We start from the raw sequence: 14,401 nt of genomic DNA on the forward strand, positions 1-14,401 counted from the left end.
TTACCCCGCTGCTAAGTGCAGCGGGGTTTTTGCATTAGCTCTTCGAGGCGTAGGCGTACAGCAGCGTTTCCTGAGCACTGATCGCGTCACCGCTGCCGGGGTCCTGCAGCTGGTAGCTGCCGTCGCTCTGCAAGAGCCAGCTCTGGCAGTTATCCACCAGGTAGGTCTCTAGATCTTTACGTACCCGAGTGGCGAGCTTCTTATCCAGCAGCGGGAAGCACGTCTCGACCCGGTGGAACATATTGCGCGACATGAAATCGGCGCTGGAGCACCAGATTTCCGGCTTGCCGTCGTTATGGAAGTGGAATACCCGGGTGTGCTCAAGGAAGCGGCCAATGATCGAGCGTACGCGAATGTTGTCGGATACACCGGGAATGCCCGGCTTCAGGCAGCACATGCCGCGAATGATCAGATCGCACTCCACGCCCGCTTGAGAGGCGCGGTATAGCGCTTTGATCAACTTGGGTTCTGTCAGCGAGTTGCACTTGATGATGATATGGCCGCGTTTCCCTTTACGTGCCACCTGCGCTTCCCGATCGATCATCTCGACTAAGCGCTCGTGCAGCGTGAAGGGCGCATGCAGCAGCGTATCGATCTTGCGCGCCCTGCCCATGCCCGAGAGCTGCTGAAAGACTTTATGCACATCGGCGCATAGCGCTGTGTTGGCAGTCAGCAGGCTGTAGTCGGTGTAGAGCTTGGCAGTTTTGGAGTGGTAGTTGCCGGTGCCCAGGTGCGCGTAGTGGCGCAGCTCGCCCTTCTCACGACGCACGATATGCAGCATCTTGGCGTGGGTCTTATACGCCATGATGCCGTAAATCACGATCGCGCCTGCTTCTTGCAAACGTGACGCTAGCTGCAGGTTATCCGCCTCGTCGAAGCGCGCCCGCAGCTCGATCACTACGGTGACTTCTTTGCCCTGGCTGGCGGCATCCACCAGCGCGGTGACGATGGGCGAGTCCGAGCCGGTGCGGTAGAGCGTCTGCTTGATGGCCAGCACGTCGGGGTCACGGGCGGCTTCCCGCAGTAAGTCTTCGATAGGTGAGAAGGATTGGAAGGGGTGGTGAAGCAGAATGTCACTTTTCGCGATGGCGCTAAACAGGCTGCTGCCTTTCAGCGCTTTGGGCACGCTGGGAGTGAACGGGCGGTAGAGCAGCTCGGGGCGGTCGACGTCGCCCAGCACGGCCATCATGCGGGTCAGGTTCACGGGCCCCTGTACGCGATAAAGATCACCGCTCTCCAGATCGAACTGACGCAGCAGGAAGTTGGTCAGGTCGTCGGGGCAGTTGTCGGCGACTTCCAAACGCACGCCGCTACCGTAGCGACGGGCCAACAGCTCGCCGCGTAGGGCGGAGGCCAGGTCGGACACTTCTTCCGGGTCGACGGTCATGTCCGCGTTGCGGGTCAGGCGGAACTGATAGCAGCCCCGCACGCGCATGCCGGGGAAGAGCTCTTCGGCGTGGGCATGAATCATCGACGACAGGAAAACGTATTCGGAGAAGCCCTCGGCGCACAGCTCTTTCGGCAGCGCCATCAGGCGTGGCAGTGAGCGGGGGGCGGGTAGAATCGCCATCCCCCCTGCGCGGCCAAAGGCGTCTTTCCCCTCGAGCTCGACGATGAAGTTGAGGCTCTTGTTGACTAGCCGTGGAAACGGGTGGGAGGGGTCGAGGCCGATGGGGCTGATGACCGGCATGATTTCGTTGTCGAAGAAATCACGCACCCAGGTTTTTTGCGCGTCGGTCCACTGGTCGCGACGGCGAAAACGCAGCCCCTGAGCTTCCAGCGCAGGTAGCAGCGTATCGTTGAGAATCTCGTACTGGCGGGCAATTTGCTGGTGCGCGATCTCGGAAATCTCGGCCAGCACGGCTTTGGGTAAGCGGCCATCGGCGGCGGTGGTGTCGTCGCCCAGGGCCATTTGATGCTTGAGCCCGGCGACGCGAATTTCGAAGAACTCATCCATGTTGGAGGAGAAGATCAGCAGGAACATCAGCCGGTTCAGCAGCGGATGTGCGTCGTCCAGCGCCTGCTCCAAAACACGGATATTGAACTGTAAATGGGAGAGCTCACGGTTGAAGTAGAGCTGAGGGTCATCCAGGTCGGCTTCGGTGTGCGACTCTTTGGCTTGGACCCCGGTTGGCGTGCGGTTGATGCGCAGTGGCGCGATATCGACGTCGCTGCTCGACGTCTCACTGGGCTGTAACGTCGACGATAGTGTCGACGTGGAATCTGTTGCGTTGTCGTCCATGGTTGCCCCCCGCAGTAGTGGTTTTTACCCATCATAGCTTCATAACGATAATTAAATCAGTATGCAGGGGGAAGATGACAAACTGGTGTCACCGATTTGTCATCTTAATGGCATAAGCGACGTTCAGCGCTGAAGAAGGCGCGCTGCTTCCAGGGCAAAATAGGTCAAAATGCCGTCGGCTCCCGCCCGCTTGAAACACATCAACGACTCCAAAATCACCGGTTCTGCCTCTAACCAGCCGTTGTCGAATGCCGCCCGATGCATGGCATACTCGCCGCTCACCTGATAGGCAAAGGTGGGCACCTGTAGCTCGCTTTTGACCCGACGTACCACGTCCAGATAGGGCATGCCCGGCTTGACCATCACCATGTCCGCCCCTTCGGCGATGTCCATCGCCACTTCGTGCAGCGCTTCGTCACCGTTGGCCGGGTCCATCTGGTACGTGCGCTTGTCCGCTTTGCCCAGGTTGGCCGCCGAACCGACCGCGTCACGGAAGGGACCGTAGTACTTGGAGGCGTACTTGGCGCTGTAAGCCATAATGCGCACGTTGTGCAGATGCTCCTGCTCCAGCACTTGGCGAATGGCACCAATGCGGCCATCCATCATATCGGAAGGCGCGACCACGTCGGCACCCGCCTCAGCGTGGGAGAGCGCCTGTTTGAGCAGAGTGTCGACGGTGCGATCGTTTTGAACGTACCCCTGCTCATCGAGAATGCCGTCCTGCCCGTGGCTGGTGTAAGGATCGAGGGCCACATCGGTAATGATCCCCAGCTCGGGCAGCGCCTGTTTGAGCGCACGCACGCTGCGCTGTACGAGGCCACTGGCGTTGTACGCCTCTTCGGCCAGCTCGCTTTTCTGCTCAGGGCCAATCACCGGGAATAGCGCCAGCGCGGGGATGCCCAGGGCATACGCTTCACGGGCCTGCTCGATCAGCAGGTCGATCGACAGACGCTCGACACCGGGCATCGAAGCGACTGCTTCACGCTGATTCTCGCCTTCCAGAACGAAGACCGGCAGGATGAGATCGTTGGGCGTCAGCGTCGACTCTTGCATCAGGCGGCGCGAAAAATCGTCCCGGCGCATGCGGCGCATTCGGGTGGCGGGGAAGTGGCGTGGGGTTGAGGTAGTCAACGGCTCTCTCCAAGCAATCGCAATGTGGGTGCCCCGTTCAGGGCTTGGTGTGAGTATATCAGTCATGCCATGCAGCGAAAGCCGCCTTGTGGCAGCGATGGAGACTGACTAAAGTGAGCCATTCAGCCACATGGATGGCTTGGATAAGGAGAGAGGTATGACGAAGCAGGTAGCGGTCGTATTAGCGGGGTGTGGCGTCTTTGATGGTTCGGAGATCTACGAGACCACCTTGACGCTGTTGCGCTTGGATCAGTTGGGCATCGGTTATCGCTGCTTTGCCCCGGACGTGGCGCAGCACCATGTGATCAATCACCTGGACCAATCGCCGGTGGAGGGGGAAACCCGCAACGTACTGCAGGAGTCCGCGCGTTTGGCCCGTGGCGATATCAGCCCGATTACCGAGCTGGAGGCCGACGACTTCGATGCGGTCATCGTGCCGGGGGGATTCGGAGTGGCCAAAAACCTCTCTGATTTCGCCCTGCAGAGCGACAACATGCAGGTATTGGAGAGCGTGAAAGAGGCGCTCGCCGGATTCAAAGAGGATGCCAAGCCCATCGGTCTGATGTGTATTGCCCCGGTGATGGTACCGCGCCTGCTGGGCGATGGCATTGCGGTCACCATTGGCCATGATCCGGGCGTGGCGGGTGCGATCAGCGCCATGGGCGGCCTGCACCGTAGCTGTGGCGTGGAAGATATCGTCGTGGATCACGAGCACCGTGTGGTCACGACCCCGGCGTACATGCTCGCCACGCGTATCAGCGAAGCCGCGACGGGGATTTTCAAGCTGGTGGATCGTATCGATGACATGATGGGGTGATGGTCACGCGGACGCGTGCGCGGGGCCACTCGTAGGGAAAAGCCTCTGTCATCGTGGGATGACAGAGGCTTTTTAGTGGCTCGTCGCAAGGGCGATGACGCTTACTCGTCGGTGTCGGCCTCTGCGCGGCGTTTACGTACCAAGCGGCCAAACAGCAAGCCGACTTCGTAAAGCAAGTACATGGGAATGGCCAGCAGGCTCTGTGAGATGACATCCGGCGGTGTCAGCAGCATCCCGATCACGAAGCACCCCAGGATGATGTAGGGGCGTTTCTTGGAAAGGCTTTCGACGGTGGTCGCACCGGACAAGATCAGCAGAAAGGTTGCGATGGGAATTTCGAACGCCACCCCAAACGCAAAGAATAGCTTCAACACAAAGTTGAGGTACTGGTTGATGTCGGTCATCACCGCGACGTTTTCCGGGCCGGTTTGGGTGAAGAACTCAAACAGCAGCGGAAATACCACGTAGTAAGCGAAGGCCGCACCGGCATAAAACAGCGCCACGCTGGAGACCAAAATGGGGATGGCCAGCATTTTCTCGTTGTCGTACAGCCCCGGTGCGACGAACGCCCAGGCCTGATGCAGCACGAACGGGATGGCAATGAAGACCGCCACTACCAGCGTCAGCTTGAAGGGCGCCAAGAAGGGCGAGGCCACTTCGGTGGCGATCATCTGCGAGCCTGCCGGCAGCAGCGACATCAGCGGGTCGGCCACGAAGCTGTAGATGTCGTTCGCAAACGCGTACAGCCCGAGAAATACCACCAGGATCACCACGATGGCCTTCATCAAGCGCGAACGCAGTTCGATCAGGTGCTCAATGAGGGGCGCTTGGCTTTGGTCGTTATGCGGCTCCTGGGAATCGCCAGACATACTCATTGGTGGTTGCTATCCTTTTGATGATCGGCCTGGTCAGTGGCTGGGGCGTCTTCCCGCACCGTTTTCAGAGCGTCGTCTAGACGAGCGCTGGCGCTGGCCACGCGCTGCTCGGTGGTTTGCTGGTTGGCCGTCGTCTCGCGGTGTGGCGCGGCAGGCTCGGCAATGCTTTCGACGTCCTGCTTGGCTTTCTTCAGGCTGTCGTCGAGTTTTTTCTGCTGCTCGTTCAGCTTCTGCCGCAGCTCTTCCGCTTCCAATTGGGCGCTGATCTCACGCTGCATGCCGGATACCGTACGCTTGATCTTGCCGATCCATAGCCCCGTGGTGCGTGCCGCTTTAGGCAGCCGCTCAGGGCCGAGCACCAGCAGCGCCACGATGCCAATGAGCATGAGTTCAAGAAAGCCGATATCCAGCATGGGTTATTTGCGCTCTTCGTTGCGGTCGGCAGCAGCGCGTTTCTCTTCGGCCTGCACGTCGTAGGTGTTGCCCGCTTCTTCGTGGCTCACCTTGGCGTGAGGCTGATCGGCGTCCTTCTTGTCGCCCTCTTTCTCCTCTTCGTGCATGGCTTTCTTGAAGCCTTTGACGGCACCGCCTAGGTCGGTGCCCACGTTACGCAGTTTTTTGGTGCCGAAAATCAGGATGATAATGCCCAGAACAATCAGCAACTGCCAAATACTGATACCACCTAACATATGCATTTCCTCATCGGAGCAGGGTTAACGTTGTGATCGGGACGCTTTCTCGTCGTGGCCAGAAATACCGAACCGCCGAGCGAGTTCATCAAGTACCCGCTGATGGTCGAGATCCAGGTGCGACAGCATGACAAGGCTATGAAACCACAGGTCGGCCGTTTCGGCGATCAACGCTTCACGGGCCTCGTCACTGCCGTGCTCGGCATCTTTGGCCGCCAGCAGCGTTTCTGTGGCTTCTTCACCCACTTTTTCGAGTATCTTGTTCAAGCCCTTATGATGCAAGGAGGCAACATAAGAATCTTCTGGATTAGCGTGGCGACGCTGCTTTAAAACGTCAGCAAGGGCGTCGAGCACAGGAGCGTGATTCGCGTCGGTCATGGTGTTCTCTTTATCAATCGGCGGCGTCGTTTCGTCAAGTGATTGCATCGTATCAGTGCCAGAGCAGCAGTATTAAGCCGGCACCGGCAGCCGCGAGTATCGGCCAATCCTGAGTGGCAGCCCAACTACTGAGTGGCTGCCAAGCCAGCGCAATAGCGACTAGGGCCAAGCCAATGCGCAGCCGATGCTGGCGTTTACCTTGCTGACTCATTTGGCGGCGCATCTGGCTGATCGCCGTCACCTGCTGATGGCGCTGACGATGCTCATGCTCCATGCGGCTAAGTGCCTGATGCGCCAATACGGGCAGTTCAGGCAGCTGATGAGAAAGCTCCGGTGCTTGGCGCTTGAGCGATTCCCACAGCCCGCCAATGCCTGCCCGCTCTTTCATCCACTTCTCTAAATAGGGCTTGGCGGTGCTCCAAAGGTCCAGGTCGGGGTAGAGCTGGCGGCCCAAACCCTCGATATTGAGCAGCGTCTTTTGCAGCAGCACCAGTTGGGGCTGCACTTCCATATTGAAGCGCCGAGCGGTCTGGAACAGCCCGAGCAGTACCTGCCCAAACGAGATGTCTTTGAGCGGCTTCTCTAGAATGGGCTCGCATACCGTGCGAATGGCGGCGGCAAACTCGTTGGCGCGGGTGTTTTCACCGACCCATCCCGACTCGATGTGCAGCGCGGCGACTTCGTAGTAATCCTGGTGAAAGAATGCCAGCAGATTGCGCGCCAGGTAGTCCTGATCTTCCCGGGTGAGGCTGCCGACGATGCCGCAGTCGATAGCGATATATTGTGCATCGTCCGGGTCGTCACAGTTTACGAAGATGTTGCCGGGGTGCATGTCGGCATGGAAGAAATTATCGCGGAACACCTGGGTGAAGAAAATTTCCACCCCGCGCTCGGCGAGCTTTTTCAAGTTCGTGCCACGGGCAATGAGCGTATCCAGATCGGCGACCGGCACTCCGCGAATGCGCTCCTGTACCATGACGTGGCGGCGGGTGTAGGGCCAGTAAATGGTCGGCACGAACAGCAGCGGTGAGTCTTTGAAATTGCGCTTGAGCTGGGAGGTATTGGCGGCCTCTTTGTAGAGATCCAGCTCGTCGAACAGCGTCGCTTCATAATCGCGGATCACCTCGACCGGGCGTAAGCGCCGGGCTTCGGGCACTTTGGCCAGCAGCTTGGCCACCTGGTACATCAAGCCCATGTCTTGACGCATGATACGGTCGATGCCGGGACGGATGATTTTGACCACCACGTCTTCGCCGCTGTGCAGCGTGGCGGCGTGGACTTGGGCAATCGAGGCCGACGCCAAGGGGACACGATCAAAGGCGGCAAACGCCTCCGGCAGCGTCATTTCGAGCTCTTTTTCCACCCGCGCAGCGGCCAGCTCGCCAGGGAAGGGCGGCACTTGGTCTTGCAAGCGCTTTAGCTCGTCGGCGATGTCTTCTGGCAGCAGGTCACGGCGGGTCGAGAGCATTTGGCCGAACTTGATGAAGATCGGCCCCAGCGCCTCCAGCGCCAAACGCAAACGCTCGCCACGGCTGCGCTGCCCAACGGGCACCAGTTGAAGCGGCGACAGCTTCAGTAGTAGGCGCATCCAGAGCGGCAGGCGCTCGGCAGGAATCAAGGTGTCCAAGCGATGCCGTGTGACGACCCAGACGATTTTAAACAGCCGCAGGCTCATCCGCGCTGCTCCTTAGGCGTTGATGGTTCCGCTGGCTGCGTAAGTCGCTTATGGAGACGGTTAAGCCGCGCTTCCAGGCGGTCGGTGGCGATCTCTAGCTCGGTCAGGTGGTCGCGCAGCACGTCGCGTTGCTGGCGGCCGGGCAGCAGGCGTGCTTCCTCGAACACGTACTCCGAGACATCCTGCAGCAGCTCGTCTTTGGCACGCAGCCCCCAGCGGGCCGCACGTCGAATACCTTCCGCCAGGGAGTGAGCGGGCATATCGCCCAGCCAGCGCGCCAGTTCGCCCTCCCAGTCGATATCCAGATCGAACAGCAGATCGCGGGTCGCTTCCAGCAGATGGAGTCGGCCGCGTACGGCCAATTTGCCGTCGAACATCAGCCGCTCGATGGAAGCGCCGCTCAGCCATTCGGAGAGCGTCTCGGGGGTGAGTTCCACGACGGCATCGACGTTGGTCTCTTCCACTTCGTCGCCGTGCTGCAGGTCAATGCCTGACGCGTGGTAGCAGAGCAGCAGCGCGAGCTGGGGCTTCTCCAAACGGACCAGCAAGCGGCTACCTGCCAGCGATGCCAAACGGTTTGGCGCCGCCGGGTCGCGGGCGAGCAGGGCATTGATCGTGCGTTCACATCCGGCCAGCAGCAGGGTCGGGGTGACTAGCATGCCGACCTCGTGTTCCAAGGGATCATCGCTGTTTGCTGCTGTGTCATAGTTTGATGCCGCGGTGGAGGGCCACGATACCGCCGGTCAGGTTGGTGTACTCCACCCGTTCCAGGCCTGCGATCTCCATCATGCCCTTCAGCGTCTCTTGATCCGGGTGCATACGAATCGACTCGGCCAAATAGCGGTAGCTCTCGCCATCACCGGCGACCAGCTCACCCATTTTGGGCAGCAGGCGGAAGGAGTACTCGTCATAGGCTTTGGAGAGCAGCGGGTTGTTGGGTTTCGAGAACTCCAGCACCAGCAGGCGTCCGCCGGGCTTCAGTACCCGCGCCATGGAGCGCAGCGCGGCGTCTTTATCGGTGACGTTACGCAGGCCAAAGGCAATGGTGATGCAGTCGAAGCTGTTATCCGGGAAGGGCAGGCACTCGGCGTTGGCCTGCACGTACTCGACGTTGCCGCCCACGCCGTTATCCATCAGCTTGTCGCGGCCGACCTTGAGCATGGAGGCGTTGATATCGGCCAGCACCACTTTGCCACGCGGGCCTACCAAGCGGGAAAACTTGAGGGTGAGGTCGCCAGTGCCGCCCGCAATGTCGAGCACTTGGTGCCCTGGGCGGACGCCAGCACGTTCGATGGTGAGTCGCTTCCAGACCCGGTGGATGCCCATGGACATCAGGTCGTTCATCACGTCGTAACGAGCGGCCACCGAATGGAAGACGTCGGCCACGCGGGAGGCTTTCTCGTCGACCGGCACTTCTTGGTAGCCAAAATGGGTAGTGCGCTTTTCCGTGGGGCTCATGGGGCTTTAGCTCCCGAATTCGAGGCGGTAGTTGTCGACCGTTAGGTCATCGCAATCAATGGTTGGCAACATTGTAGCCTTCTCGACCCCAATTTGTCTGCGCCTCGCCTGGGGCAGCGCGTCACAGCTGCTTGAATTGAATGCCTGCAGGCTCGCGAGAGGCCCCTGCCGCCTCCAAGCGCTCGAGATAGTTCTGCCAATAAGCGTCTTGGTGGGTGGCGAGGTCGAAAAGATAGTTCCAGCTATACAGGCCGCTATCGTGGCCGTCGTCGAAGTGCAGTTTGAGGGCGTAGTTACCGGCTTGGGTAATGTTCTGTAAGCCAACATCTTTTTTACCCACTTGCAGCACGGCCGTATCACCGCCGTGGCCGCGCACTTCGGCGGAGGGGGAGTAAACCCTCAAAAGTTCGACGGGAAGCCGGTACGTCTCGCCGCTGGCATAGCCAAGTTCCAGCTCACGCGCCTGCTTATGATAGTGAACCCGGGTGGGCGTCGGGGCGTTCATGGGGGGCACCTCATAACGATCAATCGCAAAAGCAGCCTGCCCGCCAATGCGAGCAGGCTGCCGGTGGCTCTACCGAAAGCGGCGCTTACAGAATGTAGCGCGACAGGTCCTCGTCGACCGCCAGCTCGCCTAGCTGAGCATTGACGTAGTCGGCGTCGATGACCAAGGGGCTGTCCATATCTCCCCCTTTGAACGACGCCTCTTCCAGCAAGCGCTCCATGACCGTGTGCAGACGACGAGCGCCGATGTTCTCGGTTCCTTCGTTCACCTGCCAGGAGATCTCGGCAATGCGTTCGATGCCGTCCGGGGTGAACTCGACGTCGAGCCCTTCTGTGGCCAGCAGTGCCTGATACTGCTTGGTGAGCGAAGCAGAAGGCTCGGTGAGGATCCGCTTGAAGTCGCCCGGTGTGAGCGCATCCAGCTCGACGCGAATGGGCAGACGACCCTGCAGTTCTGGAATGAGGTCGGAAGGCCGCGACAGGTGGAAAGCACCGGAAGCAATGAACAGAATGTGGTCGGTTTTGACCATGCCGTATTTGGTCGACACCGTCGAGCCTTCGATCAGCGGCAGCAGGTCGCGCTGCACGCCCTCGCGGGAGACTTCGCCACCGCTGGATTGGCCACTGCCCTTGGCGACCTTGTCGATCTCGTCCAGGAACACGATGCCGTGCTGCTCGACGGCTTCCACGGCGCGGGCTTTGATCTCTTCTTCATTGACCAGCTTGCCGGCCTCTTCGTCACGCAGTAGCACCAGCGCCTCTTTGACGGTCACGCGGCGCTGCTCGCGCTTCTGCTGGCCCATGTTGGAGAACAGGCTCTGCAGTTGGCTGGTCATCTCTTCCATGCCCGGCGGAGTCATGATATCGATGCCCTGGCCTTGGGAAGAGATTTCGATATCGATCTCTTTATCGTCGAGCTGGCCTTCACGCAGCTTTTTGCGGAAGGTCTGGCGGGTGCCGCTATCTTCACGGGGTTTATCTTCCTGGCCCCGGGGCGGCGGCAGCAGCGCATCGAGCACGCGGTCTTCAGCGGCGTCTTCGGCGCGGTGGCCCACTTCCTCTTTGGCATGCTCGCGAACCATTTTGATCGCCGCTTCCATTAGGTCGCGAATGATCGACTCGACGTCGCGGCCTACGTAGCCCACTTCGGTGAACTTGGTGGCCTCTACCTTGATGAACGGCGCGCGGGCGAGCTTCGCCAAGCGGCGGGCAATTTCGGTTTTACCTACGCCAGTGGGGCCAATCATCAGAATGTTTTTCGGCGTGACTTCGGGGCGCAGCTCGTCGTCGAGCTGCATGCGGCGCCAGCGGTTGCGCAGGGCAATGGCCACGGCGCGCTTGGCATCCTGCTGGCCAATGATGTATTGGTCCAGCGCATGAACGATTTCGCGGGGTGTCATCTGGGTCATAAAGGGGCCTCAACGTTCGTTGATGTTCAGCTCTTCGAGCGTCACGTGGTGATTGGTGAATACGCAGATGTCACCAGCGATGGCGAGGGATTTTTCGGTAATTTCGCGAGCGGACAGCTCGGTGTTCTCGAGCAGCGCTCGGGCGCTGGCCTGGGCAAAGTTGCCGCCAGAGCCAATGGCGATGATGCCGCGCTCCGGCTCGACCACGTCACCGTTACCGGTAATGATCAATGAGGCGCTGTGGTCGGCGACGGCCAACAGCGCTTCCAAACGGCGCAGCGCGCGGTCGGTGCGCCAGTCTTTGGCGAGTTCGACGGCGGCTTTGGTCAAATGGCCTTGATACTTTTCAAGCTGCGCTTCGAAACGCTCGAACAGGGTAAACGCATCGGCGGTGCCACCGGCGAAACCGGCCAACACCTTGCCGCGATACAGGCGGCGTACTTTGCTGGCATTGCCTTTCATGACGGTGTTGCCAAGCGAGACTTGGCCGTCGCCTGCGAGGGCAACCTGGTTACCGCGGCGAACGGAAACAATCGTGGTCATGGAGATAACTCCTTGGGGGAGACGCGCTCCCGATGACTGATCGGCCGCAGTGAGCGGCCGTATAAAAAGCGATTCCCAACAAAATGCGGGCGGCTGATAAAAAATCAACCGCCCGCAAGCGAAAGCCATCCGATAAAAGGTGGCGGCAGGCGTGTCACGCCGTGGGGATTAGTTCTGTAGCTGGATCAGCAGTGGCTCGATGCCTTGGGTACTCATCAGATCCTGGGCGCGATTGAGCTCGCGGGTGTCGTCGTAAGGGCCGACCTGAACCCGGTGCCAAGTGTCGCCGTTGGCCTGTACCTCGCTGATCTGCGCCAGCAGGCTCAGGTTGCGCAGGCGGCTGCGCAGCTGCTCGGCATCGCTCAGCTCGCGAAACGAGGCTGCTTGCAGCATGTAGCGGTTCGAAGCACTGGCCGGTGCCTGCTGAACGGCGGCTGCCTGATCACTGGGGCGCGTGTTGGCGGCAATGACCTGGGCAATGGGGTCGTCCGTCGCGCTGTCTGTGGCGCTTGCTGTACTCTCTGACGAGTCCGTCGTGGCCGTATCGGGCTCGGTGTCCTCGTCACTGGCTGCCACGGTGGGCGATGTGACGTTGGAAGGCACAGCCCCGCCCGGAGCGATGACTTCGGTTTCGGGTAGCAGCGTGTAGAACTCGAAGGTGGGCATCGCCTGTTCGGCAGGCGTTTCGGTTTGCCGCGCGGCGCTGCGTTCGTCACTACCGGCCGGCTTGGGCAACACCGTGGCCTGGGGTGTCTCGCTTTGCTCCTGCCAGGGAGCCGTGCCGTGCTGGTGCTGAGCGAGGAAGAAACCAGCGGCCACCCCGGCAATCCCCCATAGCCAGCCGGGTATGCGCAGCCCGCCGCCGGAGCGGCGGGGCGATTTGCGCTGCGTGGTGGCTCCGCGGCGGGCAGGCTTATTACGCGGGCTGGCCATGAATTACATCTCCTCTGGGGCGCTGACACCCATCAGATCAAGGCCGTTGCGCAGCACTTGGCGCACTGCCAAGCCCAGCGCCAAGCGAGTATTGCGCAGGGTGTCGTCATCGACCATCACTTTGACCGCGTTGTAGCAGGTGTGGAAGTCACCGGCCAAGTCCAGCAGGTACTGGGCGACTTGCTGCGGCTCGCGGTTCTTGGCGGCGTGTTCGACCACCTCCGGATAGCGTGCCAACCGGTTCAGCACCGCTTTCTCCTGATCGCTATCGAGCAGTGCCAAGTGGGCCGTGGCGATGCTGTGATCGAAGGGTTGGTCGGCCTCTTCGGCTTTGCGCAACATGCTGCACACCCGCGCGTGGGCATACTGAATGTAATACACCGGGTTGTCGTTGGACTGCGACCGGGCGAGGTCGATATCAAAGGTCAACTGAGAGTCCGCGCGCCGTGCCGCCAGGAAGAAGCGCGTGGCGTCACGGCCTACTTCGTCGATCAGGTCGCGCACGGTGACGTAGCTGCCTGCCCGCTTGGAGAGCTTCACTTCGACCCCTGAACGGGTGACCATCACCATCTGGTGCAGCACGTAGTCGGGCCAGCCTGTCGGGATGCCCACTTCCAGCGCTTGCAGCCCCGCCCGCACCCGCGTCACGGTGGAGTGGTGGTCGGCGCCCTGCTCGTTAATCACGGTGGTGAAGCCGCGCTGCCACTTGTCGAGGTGGTACGCCACGTCGGGTAGGAAGTAGGTGTAGCCCCCTTCGCGCTTGCGCATCACACGGTCTTTGTCATCACCGAAGTCGGTGGTGCGCAGCCACATGGCGCCGTCTTCTTCATAGGTGTGGCCATTGGCGACCAGTTTTTCGACGGTGGCCTCGACCTTGCCATCCTCGTAGAGCGAGGACTCCAGGAAGTAGACGTCAAACTCAACGCCAAAGGCTTTGAGGTCTAGATCCTGCTCGCGGCGCAGCCAAGCCACGGCGAAGGCCTGAATGGCGTCTAGGTCGTCTGCATCGGCTTTGGCGGTCACTTCCCGATCATCAGCGGTGACGGTTTTACCTGCCATGTAGTCGTTGGCGACATCGATGATGTATTCGCCGCGGTAGCCATCCTCCGGCCAGCTAGCATCGTCGGGGCCGAGGTGTTTGGCGCGGGCTTGAACGGAGAGCGCCAGGTTTTTGATCTGCGCGCCCGCGTCGTTGTAGTAGAACTCGCGGGTCACGTCGTAGCCGGTGGCTTCCAGCAGGCGGCAGAGACAGTCGCCAATCGCCGCGCCGCGGCCGTGACCAACGTGGAGCGGGCCGGTGGGGTTGGCGGAAACGAACTCCACCTGCACTTTTTCACCCTTACCGATTAGGCTGCGGCCGAAGGCATCGCCGCTATCCAGTACTTGGGCGACGATTTGCGCGGCGGCGTCGGCGGCAGCAAAGAAGTTGATGAACCCAGGGCCGGCAATCTCGGTTTTTTGAATGGCGTCGCTGGCGGGCAGGGCAGCGACGAGGGTATCGGCCAGCTCACGGGGCTTCATGCCGGAGGGCTTGGCCAGCATCAGTGCGAGGTTGGTGGCGTAGTCGCCATGGGCCTTGTCTTTGGTGGGATCCACCTTGATGGCGGGCGTTAAATCGTTGGACAGCACGCCTTGGTGCTTGAGCGCGTCAACCGCGCCTTCGAGCAGAGAAATAATCGTATCTTTCATGTAAATATCCGGATGTCGTCGGTGGCGGCGTGTGCAGTCGCCCAGAGAATGCAGCGGC

The 14,401-nt window shown here is 60.5% G+C and carries 15 protein-coding genes; 1 reads left to right on the forward strand and 14 read right to left on the reverse strand.

Annotated elements, in window-relative coordinates; all coding sequences use genetic code 11:
* Nucleotides 1-34 precede the first annotated feature (34 nt).
* Together ppk1 and hemB are read right to left on the reverse strand one after the other, a co-directional pair.
* The gene (gene ppk1, locus NH398_RS07110) at nt 35-2,242 is read right to left on the reverse strand and encodes a polyphosphate kinase 1 (protein WP_253017486.1); all 2,208 of its coding nucleotides are present in this window, start codon (nt 2,240-2,242) and stop codon (nt 35-37) included.
* 123 nt (nt 2,243-2,365) lie between these two features.
* Nucleotides 2,366-3,373, reverse strand: coding sequence for a porphobilinogen synthase (hemB, locus tag NH398_RS07115; RefSeq protein WP_253017488.1), 1,008 nt, complete (start codon nt 3,371-3,373; stop codon nt 2,366-2,368).
* A gap of 157 nt (nt 3,374-3,530) precedes the next feature.
* Between hemB and elbB the strand changes: the two genes are divergently transcribed.
* Nucleotides 3,531-4,190, forward strand: a complete 660-nt coding sequence (gene elbB / locus NH398_RS07120) for an isoprenoid biosynthesis glyoxalase ElbB (protein WP_159343168.1) — start codon at nt 3,531-3,533, stop codon at nt 4,188-4,190.
* Between the two features lie 101 nt (nt 4,191-4,291).
* Here the strand turns inward: elbB and tatC are convergent, their stop codons facing one another.
* From tatC to argS, 12 genes are all read right to left on the reverse strand, one after another.
* Nucleotides 4,292-5,065 (reverse strand): twin-arginine translocase subunit TatC, encoded by a 774-nt coding sequence (gene tatC / locus NH398_RS07125; RefSeq protein WP_159343167.1) that lies wholly within the window; start codon nt 5,063-5,065, stop codon nt 4,292-4,294.
* Nucleotides 5,062-5,478 (reverse strand): Sec-independent protein translocase protein TatB, encoded by a 417-nt coding sequence (gene tatB / locus NH398_RS07130; RefSeq protein ID WP_253017490.1) that lies wholly within the window; start codon nt 5,476-5,478, stop codon nt 5,062-5,064. Before tatB ends, tatC begins: the two co-directional genes overlap by 4 nt.
* A 3-nt stretch (nt 5,479-5,481) precedes the next feature.
* The gene (gene tatA / locus NH398_RS07135) at nt 5,482-5,754 is read right to left on the reverse strand and encodes a Sec-independent protein translocase subunit TatA (RefSeq protein WP_159343165.1); all 273 of its coding nucleotides are present in this window, start codon (nt 5,752-5,754) and stop codon (nt 5,482-5,484) included.
* A 24-nt stretch (nt 5,755-5,778) separates the two neighbouring features.
* Nucleotides 5,779-6,132 (reverse strand): phosphoribosyl-ATP diphosphatase, encoded by a 354-nt coding sequence (locus NH398_RS07140; RefSeq protein ID WP_159343819.1) that lies wholly within the window; start codon nt 6,130-6,132, stop codon nt 5,779-5,781.
* Between the two features lie 52 nt (nt 6,133-6,184).
* Nucleotides 6,185-7,807 (reverse strand): ubiquinone biosynthesis regulatory protein kinase UbiB, encoded by a 1,623-nt coding sequence (gene ubiB / locus NH398_RS07145; protein WP_253017492.1) that lies wholly within the window; start codon nt 7,805-7,807, stop codon nt 6,185-6,187.
* Nucleotides 7,804-8,466, reverse strand: a complete 663-nt coding sequence (locus NH398_RS07150; protein ID WP_253017494.1) for an SCP2 sterol-binding domain-containing protein — start codon at nt 8,464-8,466, stop codon at nt 7,804-7,806. The genes ubiB and NH398_RS07150 overlap by 4 nt, the downstream gene beginning before the upstream one ends.
* Before the next feature lie 43 nt (nt 8,467-8,509).
* Entirely contained in the window at nt 8,510-9,265 is a 756-nt protein-coding gene (gene ubiE, locus NH398_RS07155) for a bifunctional demethylmenaquinone methyltransferase/2-methoxy-6-polyprenyl-1,4-benzoquinol methylase UbiE (protein WP_253017496.1), read from the reverse strand.
* 121 nt (nt 9,266-9,386) lie between these two features.
* A complete protein-coding gene (locus NH398_RS07160; protein ID WP_153842493.1) occupies nt 9,387-9,770 on the reverse strand; it encodes a DUF971 domain-containing protein in 384 nt (127 codons plus the stop codon).
* Nucleotides 9,771-9,855: 85 nt separating this feature from the next.
* On the reverse strand, nt 9,856-11,178 hold the full coding sequence (hslU, locus tag NH398_RS07165; protein ID WP_159343161.1) for an ATP-dependent protease ATPase subunit HslU: 1,323 nt from the start codon (nt 11,176-11,178) through the stop codon (nt 9,856-9,858).
* 9 nt (nt 11,179-11,187) lie between these two features.
* Nucleotides 11,188-11,721 carry an ATP-dependent protease subunit HslV gene (gene hslV, locus NH398_RS07170; protein ID WP_044630495.1) on the reverse strand — a complete coding sequence of 178 codons (534 nt, stop codon included), beginning with the start codon at nt 11,719-11,721 and terminating at the stop codon, nt 11,188-11,190.
* 168 nt (nt 11,722-11,889) lie between these two features.
* Nucleotides 11,890-12,654: an SPOR domain-containing protein gene (locus NH398_RS07175; protein WP_253017498.1), complete on the reverse strand. Its 765-nt coding sequence runs from the start codon at nt 12,652-12,654 to the stop codon at nt 11,890-11,892.
* Between the two features lie 3 nt (nt 12,655-12,657).
* Entirely contained in the window at nt 12,658-14,343 is a 1,686-nt protein-coding gene (argS, locus tag NH398_RS07180; RefSeq protein ID WP_253017500.1) for an arginine--tRNA ligase, read from the reverse strand.
* Nucleotides 14,344-14,401: the final 58 nt, after the last annotated feature.

The organism is Halomonas sp. CnH100-B (assembly GCF_024124605.1).
Taxonomy (GTDB): Bacteria; Pseudomonadota; Gammaproteobacteria; order Pseudomonadales; family Halomonadaceae; genus Vreelandella.

What these genes read in the sequence shown, in the direction of transcription:
- hslU (WP_159343161.1), bottom strand. Translation starts at nt 11,178, where the DNA reads ATGACCCAGATGACACCCCGCGAAATCGTTCATGCGCTGGACCAATAC.
- ubiB (WP_253017492.1), bottom strand. Translation starts at nt 7,807, where the DNA reads ATGAGCCTGCGGCTGTTTAAAATCGTCTGGGTCGTCACACGGCATCGC.
- ppk1 (WP_253017486.1), bottom strand. Translation starts at nt 2,242, where the DNA reads ATGGACGACAACGCAACAGATTCCACGTCGACACTATCGTCGACGTTA.
- tatA (WP_159343165.1), bottom strand. Translation starts at nt 5,754, where the DNA reads ATGTTAGGTGGTATCAGTATTTGGCAGTTGCTGATTGTTCTGGGCATT.
- elbB (WP_159343168.1), top strand. Translation starts at nt 3,531, where the DNA reads ATGACGAAGCAGGTAGCGGTCGTATTAGCGGGGTGTGGCGTCTTTGAT.
- NH398_RS07160 (WP_153842493.1), bottom strand. Translation starts at nt 9,770, where the DNA reads ATGAACGCCCCGACGCCCACCCGGGTTCACTATCATAAGCAGGCGCGT.
- NH398_RS07175 (WP_253017498.1), bottom strand. Translation starts at nt 12,654, where the DNA reads ATGGCCAGCCCGCGTAATAAGCCTGCCCGCCGCGGAGCCACCACGCAG.
- argS (WP_253017500.1), bottom strand. Translation starts at nt 14,343, where the DNA reads ATGAAAGATACGATTATTTCTCTGCTCGAAGGCGCGGTTGACGCGCTC.
- hslV (WP_044630495.1), bottom strand. Translation starts at nt 11,721, where the DNA reads ATGACCACGATTGTTTCCGTTCGCCGCGGTAACCAGGTTGCCCTCGCA.
- tatB (WP_253017490.1), bottom strand. Translation starts at nt 5,478, where the DNA reads ATGCTGGATATCGGCTTTCTTGAACTCATGCTCATTGGCATCGTGGCG.
- NH398_RS07150 (WP_253017494.1), bottom strand. Translation starts at nt 8,466, where the DNA reads ATGCTAGTCACCCCGACCCTGCTGCTGGCCGGATGTGAACGCACGATC.
- tatC (WP_159343167.1), bottom strand. Translation starts at nt 5,065, where the DNA reads ATGAGTATGTCTGGCGATTCCCAGGAGCCGCATAACGACCAAAGCCAA.
- NH398_RS07140 (WP_159343819.1), bottom strand. Translation starts at nt 6,132, where the DNA reads ATGACCGACGCGAATCACGCTCCTGTGCTCGACGCCCTTGCTGACGTT.
- ubiE (WP_253017496.1), bottom strand. Translation starts at nt 9,265, where the DNA reads ATGAGCCCCACGGAAAAGCGCACTACCCATTTTGGCTACCAAGAAGTG.